This is a genomic window from Mesorhizobium sp. M2A.F.Ca.ET.037.01.1.1 (assembly GCF_003998075.1).
Classification (GTDB): domain Bacteria; phylum Pseudomonadota; class Alphaproteobacteria; order Rhizobiales; family Rhizobiaceae; genus Mesorhizobium.
On record NZ_RZSA01000033.1, the window covers coordinates 1 to 14,574 of the forward strand.

The following is a 14,574-nucleotide window of genomic DNA, read 5'->3' on the forward strand; positions in this document are numbered from 1 at the left end:
CCATGAAACGTGTCCTCCTTGGATGAAAGTCATCAAAATAACAGCCATCAACGCGTTGATCCCGCATCGGGTTTCACGCAAACGGACGGAAAGCGCTGAAAAACCGGCGTTTTCAGGTCCGCCAGCCGCCAGACGACTCAGTTGACGGCGGTAACACTATACCCTGCCTTGCGAAAATCCTCGACCAGTCCTTCCGGGCCGGGCAGATGCATGGCGCCGACGGCCATGAAGACGTTGCCCTTGGCCAGAATCGGCATCGCATTCGCGGCCATCACCTTGTTGCGGCTGGTGATCATGGTCTGCTCGAAGGCGGCATAGCCGGCCTGGTCATCGGCGGTCTCGGGCAGCACCGCCTTGAACAGCGGCCAGAACATGCCGACCTCGCCGCGCTGGTAGAGCACGATCATCGTTTCGTTGACGTCGTTCACCTTGTCGCCGAGCTTCATCGTCTCGACCAGGCTCTTCATGTGGAATTCCAGCGGCAGCGAAGCCATCGCGCGCAGCTGGCCAACGGCGGTCTCGAGCCCTTCGACGTCCTTGCCCGAGGCCTTGGCGTCCGAAGCTAGCTTGACGTCCAGCACGGGTTCGCCGGCGGACTGGCGCGCCACCTCGCAGGCCGGCAGCGCCATCATCGCCGACAGGATCCACGGCTTCATCTTGGCGACCGTCGCCGGCGGGATGCCGCGGGCGTCGAGCCCCTTGTTCAGCGCCGCCGCATCGTCCGGCGACAGCAGCGACGACAAGGTGGTGTTGTCGGTGAACATCATCAGGCCGGGTTCGCTGGCCATTGCGGCCATCATCTTGGCCCTGTCCATGGCATCGGTGGTTTCGATGATGACGGTGCCGGCGCCGTCATAGGCTTTCTGCGCGGCGGCCGGCAACGTGGTGACGCGCGTGTCGGTCATGTGCATGGTGCCGAACAGATAGGACGGTTTCTCGCCCGGCTTCTCCAGCTTCCACAACAGGCCCTTGCCGTTCGGAACGGCTGCCGCTTCGGTCTCGACCTTCTTGAAGGCGGCTGGATCGCTCTTCTCCAGCGCGGTCAAGAGATCGGTGCCGGCGCAATTCGGCGCCTCTGCATGCGCCCGGCTTGCGAGCAGCAGAACGAAGATGAAAGACAGGAAAAACAGCAGGTTGAGCGCCGCAAGCAGCTTCAACGAGACAAGGGCCGCGCGGTCGGCAATGGCGATGACGCGTTTCATGGGAAGGGTCTTAGCGCTGAAAAGCGGCAAAACGGTTAATCGGCGCGGTGAAATTGTTCGAGGTGCGTTGTCGGATGGAATGCCCTTGGTGGTTAGCGGAAACGTCCATCGGGTCGTCATCCACGGGCGGAGCAAGGAGCGAAGCGACGCGCGCAGACCCGAGGATCCATTCCGTGACCTCAACGCGTTGCGACGGTGCAGAATTCTGCTCCGCTGAGCCCCAGTTTCGACGTCACGGCATGGATCCTCGGGTCTGCGCTCCGCTTCGCGTCGCTCCGCCCGTGGATGACGAAGTCAGGGGGGCTCAGGCGCGGGGATGCGCCTTCTCGTAGATGTCGAGCAGCCTCGCGGTGTCGACGCCGGTGTAGATCTGGGTCGTCGACAGGCTGGCGTGGCCGAGCAGCTCCTGGATCGTGCGCAGGTCGCCGCCGCGGCCGAGCAGGTGAGTGGCGAAGGAGTGGCGCAGGGCATGCGGCGTCGCGGTGTCGGGCAGGTTCAGCGCCGAGCGCAGCTTCGCCATCTCGCGCTGGATGATGGCCGGGTTGAGCGGGCCGCCGCGGGCGCCGCGGAACAAAAGGCCGTCGGGACCGATGTGGAAGGGGCAGAGCCGGCGGTATTCCGCCACCGCATCGCGGGCCACCGGCAGCACCGGCACCAGCCGCGTCTTGCCGCCCTTGCCGGTGACGCGCAGCACGGTGTCGGCTTCCGTCGCCAGATCGGCGCCGGTCAACCCCAGCGCTTCCGAAATGCGCAGGCCGGAGCCATAGAGCAGCGTCAGCACGGCGGCATTGCGGGCGGCGATCCAGGGTTCTTCCGCGAGCTGGCCTTCCATCGACACGACCTTTCTGGCGTCGCTTGCCGCCAGCGGCTTGGGCAGCGATTTCGGCTGGCGCGGCGCGCGCAGAGCGATGGCACCCGCAGCGTTGACGAGGCCGCGTTTTTCGAGAAAGCGCAGCAGGGAGCGGATGCCGGCAAGGCCGCGCCCCAGCGTGCGGGCGCCGGCGCCGTCATTGCGGCGCTTGGCGAGGAAGCCGCGCAGATCGGCGGGACGCAGGTCGGCGATGTCGGAAATGCCGGGCGGGCCGCCGCGATGTCCGGTCAGGAAATGCAGGAACTGGCGCGTGTCGCGTTCATAGGCCTCGACCGTCTCCGGCGACAGCCGGCGCTCATGCGCCAGTGTCTTCAGCCAGGTCTCGCGCGCCGCCTGGAGATCGGGTTTTGCCGGGATGAGGAATTCCTGCATGGCGCCATTGTCGGGTGTCGAGGTTAGGAAGCGGTGAAGAGGCCGTCATTGAAATGATGGCGTCAGGGGGCTAGAGCAAGGCAAAGGAAGTGCCGCCATGTCGAAGCTCGAAAACCCCGTACAGATGGCCGTCATCGGTGCCGCGCACGGCATCAAGGGCGAACTCAGGGTGACAACCTTCACCGGCGACCCGCTGGCGCTGGCCGATTACGGCCCGCTCTTCGCCAAGGACGGTCGTGCCTTCCAGATCACCGACATCAGGCCTGCCGGGACCGTAGTGGTGGTGCGCTTCAAGGGCGTCAACGACCGCAACGCCGCCGAGGCATTGGCCGGTATAGAGCTTTTCGTCGACCGTTCGGTGCTGCCCGACGACGGCGAGGAGGACGAGTTCTATCACGCCGATCTTGTCGGGCTCGATGTCAGGGACGATACCGGCGTCATCGGCAAGGTCGTCGCCGTGCATAATTTCGGCGGCGGCGACATCCTCGATGTCACCCTTGCCGGCCGCAAGGGCGTGCTGATCCCGTTCACGCAGGCCGCGGTGCCGCATGTCTCGATCGCCGACGGTTTCGTCGAGGTCGATCCGCTGGCCGCTGGCCTTGTCGAAGATGAGGACGACAGTGAAGCGCCTGGCCGGTCCGGCTTCGACCCGAAGGGCCGGCCGCGCGGACCGAAGGATGCCGGAGGCAACCGTTGAGCTTTGCCGCTTCGGTGCTCACGCTCTATCCGGAGATGTTTCCCGGCGCGCTCGGCCTGTCGCTCGCGGGACGGGCGCTGGAAGCCGGCACATGGTCGCTGGAGGCGGTCCAGATCCGCGATTTCGCCACCGACAGGCACCGCACGGTCGACGATACGCCGGCCGGCGGCGGCGCCGGCATGGTGATGCGCGCCGACGTGCTGGCGAAGGCGATCGACCACGCCTCGCCGCTGGGCGATGAGCGTCCAAGGCTGCTGATGAGCCCGCGCGGAATACCGCTGACCCAGGCGCGCGTGCGCGAGCTTGCCGCCGGACCGGGCGCTGTGATCCTGTGCGGCCGCTTCGAAGGCGTCGACCAGCGCCTGATCGAAGCGCGGGGTTTGGAGGAGATTTCGATCGGCGATTTCATCCTGTCCGGCGGCGAGCCGGCCGCCCTGGTGCTGCTCGACGCCGTGGTGCGGCTGCTGCCCGGCGTCATGGGCAATGCCGTCTCGGGCGAGGAAGAGAGCTTCGAGAACGGCCTGCTCGAGCATCCGCACTATACGCGGCCGCAGGAGTTCGAGGGCCGGCCGATCCCGGACGTGCTGATTTCGGGCAACCACAGGAAGATCGCCGAATGGCGGCGCGCGGAGGCGGTGAAGCTAACGCGGGAGCGGCGGCCTGACCTCCTGGCGGACGATCCACCCCGCTAAAGCGGTTCACCGTTTCACGGAACCGGCGAACCATTTCCGTGGCGTCAGCACAAACACTGGAGATTGGCTGAAGCCTCCCAACTTCGTCATCCCCGGGCGGAGCAGCCGCGAAGCGGCGTCGCGGAGACCCGAGGATCCATTCCGTGACCTGAGCCGTGGAACGCGGCGGAGCAGAATTCTGCATCGTGAGCAGCGCTTCGACGTCACGGAATGGATCCTCGGGTCTGCGCGCGTCGCTTCGCTCCTTGCTCCGCCCGTGGATGACGATCGCAACGGGCGTTTCCAGCCGATCTCCAAGGCTTGCGCCGAAACCGGTACCCACTTTTCGCTTACGCGGTCCCGCGGTTCGGGATCATAGTTCTCAGCTTTTGGTAAAGTAATAGAAAGCCAGGAGCAGGCCGACCCCTACGACGAAGCCGCGCACCAGGCCTTGCGGCACGCGCTTGGCGATCCACACGCCGGCATAGCCGCCGAGCGCCACGCCCGGGATCATGACGATCGCCTGCGGCCAGGCGACGACGCCCCCGGAAACGAAGACCAGGATGGCGACAACCGCGATCACGATGGACAGCATGTTCTTCAGCGCGTTGAGCCGGTGGTAGTCGCCGGCTTGCGTCAGGCCGAGCGTGGCGAGCATCATCACCCCCATGCCGGCGCCGAAGAAGCCGCCATAGACCGCGGTCGCGAATTGCGCGATCGAACCGGCGAACGAGCCGACCGAGGCCTGATGCTCCGGGCCGGCCGCCGGCTTCAGCCACGGCCCGGCGGCGAACAGCGCGGTCGCGGCGATGAGCAGCCAGGGCACAAGGGCGCGGAAGGACGGGTTGGAGAGCGCGAGCAGGATCAGCGAGCCGGCCAGCGCGCCGAGCGCCGAGATCAGGCAAAGCAGCAGCGCGCCGCGCCAGAAGTAGCGGATATCGGTCCAATAGGCGAGCGTCGAGGTGATGTAGCCCGGCAGCTGCGTCACCGATGAGGTGGCGTTGGCGACGATCGGCGGCAGGCCCACCAGCGTCATGGCGCCGAAGGTGAGGAAAGTGCCGCCGCCGGCGACCGCATTGGCGGCGCCGGAGGCAAAGCCCGCGAGGAAGAGCAGGACGGCATCGGAGAACGTCATGGAGGGAAGGTCCGGGAATACACATTCCCGGCTTAGAAAGCTTGGCGTGCTCGCGCAACCCGGGACGAGGCAATAAGATGGTGCCAGCAGCGCAAAAAATATGCCTCAAAGTCCTTTTTTGATGCATATCGTCGTCCCAGAACCGCGCACACTTCTGGGCGACATGCATTTGGACGTGACAAAGCGCCGAAATAGCTGTATGTCGCCGCCCGAACCGGAAGAACGATCTTCTGGACCCGTCAACAAATGGCGGTGTAGCCGTCCCTGCCCGATGTTCCGACAAAGGGCATAGCCGAGCGGTCGTTGGAACTGCAAGGCGAGTTGAGGACGCTCTGACTGTCGGAAGAACAAGAAGTGGATATTTGAGATGGATCTCATCCGTCAGCTCGAGGCCGAACAGGCCGCCAAAATCGAAGCCAAGCGCAAGCTGCCCGAATTCCAGCCGGGCGACACCGTGCGCGTCCAGGTGCGCGTCACCGAAGGCAGCCGCACCCGCGTCCAGGCCTATGAGGGCGTCGTCATCGCCCGCTCCGGCTCGGGCTTCCAGGAGAATTTCACCGTCCGCAAGATTTCCTACGGCGAAGGCGTCGAGCGCGTTTTCCCGGTCTACTCGCCGATGGTCGAGGGCGTCGAGATCGTGCGCCGCGGCAAGGTGCGCCGCGCCAAGCTCTATTACCTGCGCGACCGTCGCGGCAAGTCGGCCCGCATTTCGGAAAACACCGGCGTGCGCGCCCGCAAGCTGAACGACGAAGAGCGTGATGCGCTGAACGCCGAGCGCGCCCGCATCGAGGCCGAGAAGGTCGCCGCCGCCCAGGCGCTGGCCGCCGAGACGGCCGCCAAGGAAGCCGCCGAGAAGAAGGCCGCCGCCGAGGCTGCTTCAGCCGAATAAGGCTTTGCGAAACAGGTTCTGGAAAGGCGGCTTCGGCCGCCTTTTTCGTTTGGCGGAAAGCCCAAACCTACCGGCTCCCCGATCAGTTCCTATATGCCTTGGTGGTGGGCTGAAAAGCGTGAGCTTCGTCATCCACGGGCGGAGCAAGGAGCGAAGCGACGCGGCGCAGACCCGAGGATCCATTCCGTGACATCGAGGCTCCGCAACGGTGCAGAATTCTGCCCCGCTGCACTCCGTGGCTGAGGTAACGGAATGGATCCTCGGGTCTTCGCTCCGTTTCGCGTCGCTCCGCCCGTGGATGACGAAGCTGAGGGCCTGCCACCGATTCATCCGAACATCGAAGACGGGCACACATCGTGGCCCTTGACACCTAACTATCTTGTACACTAAATAATCGTGTACAAATCAACGGAGATCAAAAATGTCTGCACTCTACACCGCCCAGGCTCACGTCAGCGGCGGCCGCAACGGTCACGGCGAAACCAGCGACGGCCTGCTCAAGGTCGACCTCGCGATGCCGAAGGAGCTCGGCGGCAAGGGCGGCGCCACCAATCCGGAGCAGCTTTTCGCCGTCGGCTATGCGGCCTGCTTCGAGAGCGCGGTGCGCTTCATCGCCCGCCAGCAGAAGCTGCCGCTCGAGGACGCTTCGATTACATCCACGGTCAGCCTTTATCCGAACGACCAGGGCGGCTTCCGCCTCGGCGTCGCGCTGGCTGCCGAGATCAAGGGGCTTGATCAGGCGGGCGCAGAGGCGCTTGTATCGGAAGCGCACAAGGTCTGCCCCTATTCCAACGCCATTCGGGGCAATATCGACGTGGCTCTCTCGGCAAAGGCTGCATGACGACGAAAACCGAAACCATCACCAAGCCAGCCCCGGCGCAGGACGGCGGGGTGATCGATGTGCCGCGCCTCGACCAGCAGCTCTGCTTTGCGCTTTATTCGGCGAGCGGGCTGATGACCAAGCTCTACCGGCCGCTGCTCGACCCGCTCGGCCTCACCTATCCGCAATATCTGGCGATGCTGGCGCTGTGGCAGCATTCGCCGAGCACGATCGGCGAGCTCGGCGCGGCGCTGGGGCTTGATTCGGCGACGCTGACGCCGCTGATCAAGCGCATGGAGGCAGGCGGGCTGGTGACGCGCCGGCGCGATGCCGCCGACGAACGGCGGGTGCTGGTCCAGCCGACCGCGAAGGGCGAGGCGCTGCGGGCCAAGATGAAGGACGTGCAGGAAGGGCTAAGCTGCGGCATGCCGTTGGAGCGGGCCGAGCTGAAGGCTCTGCACGGCACGCTGACACGGCTGGTCGCCGGGCTGCGTGAGGCCACCGCCGATCAGGACTGATCGCCGCAAAGGCCGTCCACAAAACCGTTTCCGAAGAGCATTGGATTTGCGTATAGCGCGCGACGTCGCAGCGGACCGGCTTGCATGGCGCTTGCGGCAAGCTAAAGTCGGCGCCGGATTTTCTCAGGCCGCGAAATTGCAGCGCGGTCGCACCTTCGGAGATTTGTCATGACCAAGTCGAAATTGCTGCTGGCCGCCATGGTGGCCTGCCTTCTCGCGCCTGTCGCCGCGCTCGCCGACAATCTGCCCGACCTCGGCGGCAAGAAGGTCGTGGTGGTGACGGAAAACGCCTATCCGCCGCTGCAGTTCATCGACAAGAAGACCGGCAAGCAGATCGGCTGGGAATATGACGCGATGGACGAGATCGCCAAGCGGCTGAACTTCAAGGTCGAGTACCAGAACACCTCCTGGGACGCGATGATCCAGGCGGTTTCGGACAACCAGTGCAACATCGGCATGACCGGCATCACGATCAAGGACGACCGCAAGGAGAAGGTCGACTTCTCCGACCCCTATATGCGCTCGGAGCAGTTCATGCTGGTGCGCGGCGATGAAAGCCGCTTCACCGACGCCAAGAGCTTCGGCGCCTTCAAGGACGGTTTGATCGGCGCCCAGCCCGGCACCACGCCCTTCTACACCGCCGTCTACAGCGTGCTCGACGGCAACGAGCAGAACCCGCGCATCAAGCTGTTCGAGACCTTCGGCGCGACCGTGCAGGCGCTGAAGGCGGGCGACGTCGATGTCGTCTTGACCGACGGCACTGCCGGCAAGGGCTATGTCGATGCTTCCGAAGGCAAGCTGAAGCTGATCGGCGGCCCGCTCGGCACCGAGGATTTCGGCTTCATCTTCCCCAAGGGCTCGGACCTTGTGAAGCCGGTCAACGCCGCCATCGCCTCGCTCAAGGCCGACGGCACGTTCGACAAGCTCAACAAGAAGTGGTTCCTCGATTACAAGATGGGGCAGTAGCTCGTTTTGCTGCGCGCGGTGAGTTTGCAGGAAATCGCGCTGACATTGCGCCCAGTCCCCCCTCTCTGCCCTGCCGGGCCCGGCCCTTCGCTGTCGCTCCGGGCGTTCGTCGTTCGAAAAGCCAAGCAATTGGCTTTTCGTCCGCTACGCGGACCTCTCCTCACCCCCCTCAAGGGGGGAGATTGGACGTCGCGCCGGCTTTCGCCAACTATCGACGTCGCAGAGTCTGCGGAGCGGCTCAAACTGCTAATCTCCCCCCTTGAGGGGGAGATGGCCGGCAGGGCAGAGAGGGGGGACTGGGCGCCATCCTCTCGAGACTTCCTTTCCGGCGCCTTCTGATGCCGCCCGCAGCCTTATCCTCCAAACCCGAATTCCCCTGGTGGCTGGCCGCCGCGGCCGTCCTCGCACTGGCCGCTGCCCTCGCCATCGCGTCCAGCGATCTCTATGCCGAGGTCTTCGCCACCGTTGCCAAGGGCATCGGCATCACCATCTTCGTCACCGCGGTCGCCTTCGCGCTTGCCTCCGCGCTCGGACTTGGTATCGCGCTGATGGCGCTGTCGGGATCGCAGTGGCTGCGGCAGATCGCGCGCTTCTATGTCGAGATCATCCGCGGCGTGCCGATCCTGGTGCTGTTGTTCTGGATCGCCTTCGCCGGCGCGCCGGCCTTCGTCGCCGCCTGGAATGCGCTGACCGCGCCGCTGCAGAGCGCCGGCCTGATGGGCGAACTCCTGGTGCGCGATATCTCGCTGCTCTGGCGCGCCATCATGGCGTTGACCATCGGCTACTCGGCCTTCATCTCGGAGGTGTTCCGCGCCGGCATCCAGTCGGTCGAGAAAGGCCAGATCGAAGCCGCCAAGGCACTCGGGCTCAGCCGCGCGCAACGTTTCAGGCTGATCGTGTTTCCGCAGGCGATCCGCATGATCCTGCCGCCGCTCGGCAACGATTTCGTCGCCATGGTCAAGGATTCTTCCTTGGTCTCCGTGCTCGGCGTGGCCGACATCACTCAGATCGGCAAGGTCTATGCCGCCGGCTCGTTCCGATTCTTCGAAACCTATTCGATCGTCGCCTATATCTACCTCATCCTGACCGTCGGCCTGTCATTGGCGCTGCGGGCATTGGAGCAGCGGCTGCGTCGGCAACACGGGGAATAGCCGGCAGCAAAAGTCCGCGCTACGATCCCTCCGCTCATCATTGCGGAGGAGACGCCCCATGAATTTCGACAAGGCCAATGCGGCGCTGGATTCCGTCTATTCGGCTGACTCGCCCGAGGGGCTCGCCAACGCCTATGCCGACTGGGCCGCGACCTATGACAGCGAGACCGCTTCGCTGGGTTACCTTCTGCCGTTCCTGATCACCGCCTGGGTGGCGCGGCATGTGCCGGCGGGCGAAGGTCCGCTGCTCGACGCCGGCTGCGGCACGGGACTGTCGGGGCCGTCGCTGAAGGCGCTGGGCTATGGCGACATCGCCGGCCTCGACCTCTCCGATGACATGCTGAAGATCGCCGGCAGCCGCCAGGCCGGTGGCAAGCCGGCCTATGGCGAGCTGAAGAAGGCGATGCTCGGCGGCCCGCTGCCCTGGCCGGATCGGCATTTCCGCGCCTTCTTCTCGACCGGCGTCTTCACCATCGGCCACGCGCCGGCTTCCGGCCTGCACGAGCTGGTGCGCATCACGAAGGCCGGCGGCCACGCCATCTTCACCGTGCGCGACCAGGTGTTCGAGAGCGGCGGATTCCAGGGCGTGTTCGACGAACTGACGGAGGCGCAGAAATGGCGCCCGGTGGAGCAGAGCCCGTGGTTCCGCTGCTATGCGATCGGTGATCCGGCAGCGCTGGTGAAGACCTTTGTGTTCGAGGTGATGTGAATAGGCTGGCGCCAGTTCCTCGCCCCCGCGAAGGCGGGGGAGAGGTGGCCCGGCGAAGCCGGGACGGAGAGGGGGGCGACCTCCGCGACACAAGAGCCGCTGCAAGACAAGGCGCAAGACCGAGGGGCTTCGAGGCGGTAGGAGGCTTTAAAAACTCCAGGCACCGCCGCACGCCCCTCTCCGTCCCGGCTTCGCCGGGCCACCTCTCCCCACTTCGTGGGGCGAGGAACAGGTTCCGCCGCAATTGCCGAAAAGCCAAAACATTGCTATCTACGCCGCCATGGAAAAGCTTTTCAGCGATCCGGCCTACAAGGGTTTCGTGCTGCAGGACAGGAAGCGCCTGCCGTCGCGTTTCTCCGCGCGCGTTTGCGGCGCGCTGACCAGCCGACTTAACTGACCCGACCGATCGCAGTCGTCGCGCCGGATTGCCGGCGTGCTTTTCCCATTCTCATATCGACGGATTTACGCACATGAGCGCACCGCGCACCCTCTACGACAAGATCTTCGACGACCATGTCGTCGACCGCCAGGACGACGGCACCTGCCTGCTCTATATCGACCGCCACCTCGTGCATGAGGTCACCAGCCCGCAGGCCTTCGAAGGCCTGCGCATGTCGAACCGGAAGGTCCGGCATCCGGAAAAGACGCTGGCCGTGGTCGACCACAACGTGTCGACTTCGCCGGAGCGCAAGTTCGGCATCAAGAACGAGGAAAGCCGCATCCAGGTCGAGGCGCTGGCCAAGAACGCCAAGGACTTCGGCATCGAATATTATTCCGAGAACGACGTCCGCCAGGGCATCGTCCACATCATCGGGCCCGAGCAGGGCTTCACCCTGCCCGGAATGACCATCGTGTGCGGCGACAGCCACACGTCGACGCATGGCGCCTTCGGCGCGCTCGCGCATGGCATCGGTACGTCGGAGGTCGAGCATGTGCTCGCCACCCAGACGCTGATCCAGCGCAAGGCCAAGAATATGCTCGTGCGCGTCGACGGCCAGCTGCCTGAAGGCGTCACCGCCAAGGACATCATCCTCGCCATCATCGGCGAGATCGGCACGGCCGGCGGCACCGGCTATGTCATCGAATATGCGGGCGAAGCGATCCGCTCGCTGTCGATGGAAGGCCGCATGACGATCTGCAACATGTCGATCGAGGCGGGCGCGCGCGCCGGCCTGATCGCGCCGGACGAGACGACCTTCGCCTATGTCAAGGACAAGCCGCGCGCGCCCAAGGGCGCGGCGTGGGATGCGGCGCTTGCCTACTGGAAGACGCTCAAGTCGGATGAAGGCGCGCATTTCGACAAGGTGATCGTGCTCGACGCGGCGAAGCTGCCGCCGATCGTCTCCTGGGGCTCCTCGCCGGAAGACGTCGTCTCGGTGCAGGGCATCGTGCCGAACCCCGAAGACATCACGGACGAGAACAAGCGTTCCTCCAAGCATCGGGCACTGGAATATATGGGCCTGACGCCAGGGACCAAGATCACCGACATCGCGCTCGACCGCGTCTTCATCGGTTCCTGCACCAATGGCCGCATCGAGGACCTTCGCGCCGCAGCCAAGGTGGTCGAGGGCAAGAAGGTCAATCCGCGCGTAAACGCCATGATCGTGCCGGGCTCCGGCCTGGTCAAGGAACAGGCCGAGGCCGAAGGCCTCGACAAGATCTTCGTTGCCGCCGGCTTCGACTGGCGCGAGCCGGGCTGCTCGATGTGCCTGGCCATGAACGACGACCGGCTGAAGCCGCATGAGCGCTGCGCCTCGACCTCGAACCGCAACTTCGAGGGCCGACAGGGCTTCAAGGGCCGCACCCATCTGGTGTCGCCGGCCATGGCGGCCGCCGCCGCGATCGCCGGCCATTTCGTCGACATTCGCGATTGGAAGTAACCACCGGCTACGACCCCAACAAAGGCCCGGGCAGGACGTCCGGGCCTTTGCTTTCAGCGATCTACCTGCGGACGATCTCGTGAAACTCCTCGCGCCGGCCGGGTTCGTCGGCGGCGACGACTAGGGCCAGCTGGCGCTCGTCGAAGATCTTGAACCATTCGTCCCATTCGACCAACTCGTAGCCGCCGGCATTGGGCGGGCGTTCCGGCCGGTCCTCGTCCTCATAGGCCTGCTGGTCAAAAACCAGGCGCAGCATGGCTTGCGTGCCAGGCTCCGGCGATACGTCGACAATGGCCGGAAAGCCGGCCCGCGCCGCCGCCCAGGAGCGGATTTCATCGTGATCGGTCAAAGTGATCGTGTCGGCCATCGCAATCGTCTCCTGTCTGGCGTCTCCAGTCTGGCCGGACAACGCCGCTCCGGCAAGCCCGGTTCCCCATGGTTTCGCGGCGTATTTATCGAGAGCGCTTAACCGCTTGTTTGGGCTTAAGTCCTAACATCTCCCCTTGGGTAAGTTGGGGAAAGTCGCAGTCCTTTGGACACCGGTCTGCTCATAGCGCTGCTCAATCCGACGATAGCGCTGGCGCTCGGCGCTGCGTTCCTCGTGCTGTGGTGCTATCAGCGCCATCGGCCCTACCTAGCGGTCCTGGCGGCAAGCTATGCTCTCGCCGCTGGCGGGTTCCTGTTCCAGCACTTCACCTTCCCGGTCGGGCTGGCGCCGTCCAAGTTCCTCTCCAATCTGTGCTTCTGCCTTGCCGGGTCCTGTCTGGTCGGCGCCATCGTCGCGCGCCACGGCCGGCCCGTGCCTTATGCCGGGATCGGCGTGCTGGCGGGAAGCGGCATGGCCGCATTCAGCTGGTTCCTATTCGTTCAGCCGGACCTGACATGGCGCATCCTCGTCGTCAATTTCGCCCTTGGCGGCATCAGCCTTCTGGCCGCCGCCGAACTGCGCGTGGTGCGCGGCAATGGTCCGACGGAAAAAATGCTGTTCGTGCTGGCGTTGCTTTCCGGGCTGAACTTCTTCGTGCGGACGCTGGCCATCATCATCGCGAATGGACCGTTCAAGAGCTATGACGAGCTCTATGCCTCGTCCTACTGGACGACGGCGCTGCTGCTGCACGCGCTGCTGTCGCTGCTGATCGCGCTTTGCCTGTTCACCGCGGCGGCGCTCGACGTGGTGCGGGCGCTGAAGGCGGAGACCCATACCGATCCGCTCTCCGGCATCCTCAACCGCCGCGGCTTCGAGGAGCGGGCGACCCAGCTGCTCGATCAGTGCGGCAAGGCCGGCCTTCCCGTCGCCCTGGTGCTGGCCGACCTCGATCATTTCAAGGCGCTGAACGATCGGCACGGGCACGAGGCCGGCGACCGGGTGATCGCCGACTTCGCCGCCAAGCTGCGTTCCGCCACCGGCGCGCGCGGAGCCGCCGGCCGCATCGGCGGCGAAGAATTCGCCGTGCTTCTGCCGCTCAGCGATCTGGGGGCGGCAAGGCTGTTCGCCGAGGCGATCCGTAGCTTCTATTCGGCCGGCACGATCGACGGCCTGCCGCCCGGCGCCAGGGTGACCGCCAGCTTCGGCGTCGCCGCCCGCTCTGGCGGGGAAGGGCTGATGCCCTTGATGCGGCGCGCCGACGAGGCGCTCTACAAGGCCAAGAAGAACGGCCGCGACAGCGTGCGGCTCTCTTACGAGAGGCCGGAAACGACATTCGTCGCAGAGCCGCTCGCGGTCGGGTGAGACGGGTGGACACCCGCGCCTTCGTCATCCACGGGCGGAGCGACGCGAAGCGGAGCGCAGACCCGAGGATCCATTCCGTGACCGCCGCCGAAGAATGCAGCGGGGCAGAATTCTGCATCGTGAGCGGCTCTCGAAAGCAACGGAATGGATCCTCGGGTCTGCGCGCGTCGCTTCGCTCCTTGCTTCGCCCGTGGATGACGATCGGAGGGATGGCTCGGCCAATCGCGGAACCAGGGATTGCCATTTACCTCTACGTCGCGTTCCAAATGCTCTGACGACCGGACGGGTTTTTAGCTAATCGCAAAGGTCCGCGCTCCTTCCGCCATACCACGCGTTAACGTGATTTTCGCCGCTCGATGATAGCCCTCGGTCAAGGAGCAGACATGGGCAGCGCCGACTTCATATTGATGATCAACCTCGCCGTCGCCGGGCTGCTGGCGGCGGCGTTCATGGCGATTGCCGTGTATGGCACCGGGCGCGCGTCGGCGCGTTGGCTTGCCTTCAGCTACCTGCTCGGCATGGCTTATTTCGGCATTGAATTCAGCATCCCCTCCTTCTCGGACGCCCGGTCGCCGGTCGTTGCCGCCTTTGCCGTGTTCCTCGGCGCGACCATCGCTTTCAATGGCGGGTTGGCCCATAAATACGGCGTGCGGCCGCCATGGGCGCCGATGCTGTGCTTCCTGGTCGTCGCGTCGGCCGCCGTCTATCTGGTGCAGGACCTGCCGCGCCAGTCGCTGGCGCGGATGATGGCCTACCAGCTTCCTTATGCCGCCATGCAGTTCGCGGCGCTCGGCATCGTGCTGTCCTCCCGGCAGAGGCTTGCATGGCTGGACCATGTGCTCGCGCTGGTGCTTGGCGCCAGCGCCGTGCAATTCGCCTCCAAGCCATTCATCGCCGGCGCGCTGGGTGGCTGGGGCGCCAATCCGCAGGCCTATGTGCAGACGGCTTACGCGCTGGTGTCGCA

General features: G+C 65.1%; 15 protein-coding genes and 1 pseudogene. 12 read left to right on the forward strand and 4 right to left on the reverse strand.

Annotation, left to right across the window (positions count from 1 at the left end):
* Positions 1-137 precede the first annotated feature (137 nt).
* Both EOA27_RS03265 and EOA27_RS03270 read right to left on the reverse strand, forming a co-directional pair.
* Positions 138-1,202, reverse strand: coding sequence for a TraB/GumN family protein (locus tag EOA27_RS03265; RefSeq protein ID WP_126080462.1), 1,065 nt, complete (start codon positions 1,200-1,202; stop codon positions 138-140).
* A gap of 304 nt (positions 1,203-1,506) precedes the next feature.
* Complete coding sequence (locus EOA27_RS03270; protein ID WP_126080463.1) at positions 1,507-2,445, reverse strand: tyrosine recombinase XerC; 939 nt, start codon at positions 2,443-2,445, stop codon at positions 1,507-1,509.
* Positions 2,446-2,542: 97 nt separating this feature from the next.
* Here EOA27_RS03270 and rimM point away from each other — a divergent pair, with 97 nt between their 5' ends.
* On the forward strand, positions 2,543-3,142 hold the full coding sequence (rimM, locus tag EOA27_RS03275) for a ribosome maturation factor RimM (protein ID WP_127255454.1): 600 nt from the start codon (positions 2,543-2,545) through the stop codon (positions 3,140-3,142).
* Positions 3,139-3,834 carry a tRNA (guanosine(37)-N1)-methyltransferase TrmD gene (gene trmD, locus EOA27_RS03280; RefSeq protein WP_127255456.1) on the forward strand — a complete coding sequence of 232 codons (696 nt, stop codon included), beginning with the start codon at positions 3,139-3,141 and terminating at the stop codon, positions 3,832-3,834. Before rimM ends, trmD begins: the two co-directional genes overlap by 4 nt.
* A gap of 361 nt (positions 3,835-4,195) precedes the next feature.
* Here the strand turns inward: trmD and EOA27_RS03285 are convergent, their stop codons facing one another.
* Complete coding sequence (locus EOA27_RS03285) at positions 4,196-4,948, reverse strand: sulfite exporter TauE/SafE family protein (protein WP_126080466.1); 753 nt, start codon at positions 4,946-4,948, stop codon at positions 4,196-4,198.
* Between the two features lie 367 nt (positions 4,949-5,315).
* Between EOA27_RS03285 and rplS the strand changes: the two genes are divergently transcribed.
* The 8 genes from rplS (at position 5,316) to leuC (ending at position 11,881) form a co-directional block, all read left to right on the forward strand.
* On the forward strand, positions 5,316-5,837 hold the full coding sequence (gene rplS, locus EOA27_RS03290) for a 50S ribosomal protein L19 (protein WP_042645484.1): 522 nt from the start codon (positions 5,316-5,318) through the stop codon (positions 5,835-5,837).
* Positions 5,838-6,258: 421 nt separating this feature from the next.
* Entirely contained in the window at positions 6,259-6,678 is a 420-nt protein-coding gene (locus EOA27_RS03295; protein WP_126080467.1) for an organic hydroperoxide resistance protein, read from the forward strand.
* Positions 6,675-7,175, forward strand: a complete 501-nt coding sequence (locus EOA27_RS03300; RefSeq protein WP_126080468.1) for a MarR family winged helix-turn-helix transcriptional regulator — start codon at positions 6,675-6,677, stop codon at positions 7,173-7,175. Before EOA27_RS03295 ends, EOA27_RS03300 begins: the two co-directional genes overlap by 4 nt.
* Positions 7,176-7,343: 168 nt before the next feature.
* Positions 7,344-8,141 (forward strand): transporter substrate-binding domain-containing protein, encoded by a 798-nt coding sequence (locus EOA27_RS03305; RefSeq protein WP_126080469.1) that lies wholly within the window; start codon positions 7,344-7,346, stop codon positions 8,139-8,141.
* A gap of 338 nt (positions 8,142-8,479) precedes the next feature.
* Positions 8,480-9,292, forward strand: coding sequence for an amino acid ABC transporter permease (locus EOA27_RS03315; protein ID WP_126080470.1), 813 nt, complete (start codon positions 8,480-8,482; stop codon positions 9,290-9,292).
* Positions 9,293-9,350: 58 nt separating this feature from the next.
* Positions 9,351-10,001, forward strand: a complete 651-nt coding sequence (locus tag EOA27_RS03320; protein ID WP_126080471.1) for a methyltransferase domain-containing protein — start codon at positions 9,351-9,353, stop codon at positions 9,999-10,001.
* 244 nt (positions 10,002-10,245) lie between these two features.
* Entirely contained in the window at positions 10,246-10,398 is a 153-nt protein-coding gene (locus EOA27_RS41440) for a hypothetical protein (protein ID WP_189341599.1), read from the forward strand.
* Positions 10,399-10,471: 73 nt separating this feature from the next.
* The gene (leuC, locus tag EOA27_RS03330; RefSeq protein WP_126063674.1) at positions 10,472-11,881 is read left to right on the forward strand and encodes a 3-isopropylmalate dehydratase large subunit; all 1,410 of its coding nucleotides are present in this window, start codon (positions 10,472-10,474) and stop codon (positions 11,879-11,881) included.
* Positions 11,882-11,942: 61 nt separating this feature from the next.
* Here leuC and EOA27_RS03335 read toward each other — a convergent pair whose 3' ends face one another.
* Positions 11,943-12,248 carry a hypothetical protein gene (locus EOA27_RS03335; RefSeq protein ID WP_126080472.1) on the reverse strand — a complete coding sequence of 102 codons (306 nt, stop codon included), beginning with the start codon at positions 12,246-12,248 and terminating at the stop codon, positions 11,943-11,945.
* A gap of 165 nt (positions 12,249-12,413) precedes the next feature.
* On the opposite strand from EOA27_RS03335, the gene EOA27_RS03340 reads away from it, so the two are divergent.
* Positions 12,414-13,610 (forward strand): GGDEF domain-containing protein, encoded by a 1,197-nt coding sequence (locus EOA27_RS03340; RefSeq protein ID WP_126080473.1) that lies wholly within the window; start codon positions 12,414-12,416, stop codon positions 13,608-13,610.
* Positions 13,611-13,993: 383 nt separating this feature from the next.
* Positions 13,994-14,574: pseudogene (locus tag EOA27_RS03345) on the forward strand (GGDEF domain-containing protein); the annotation flags it as partial.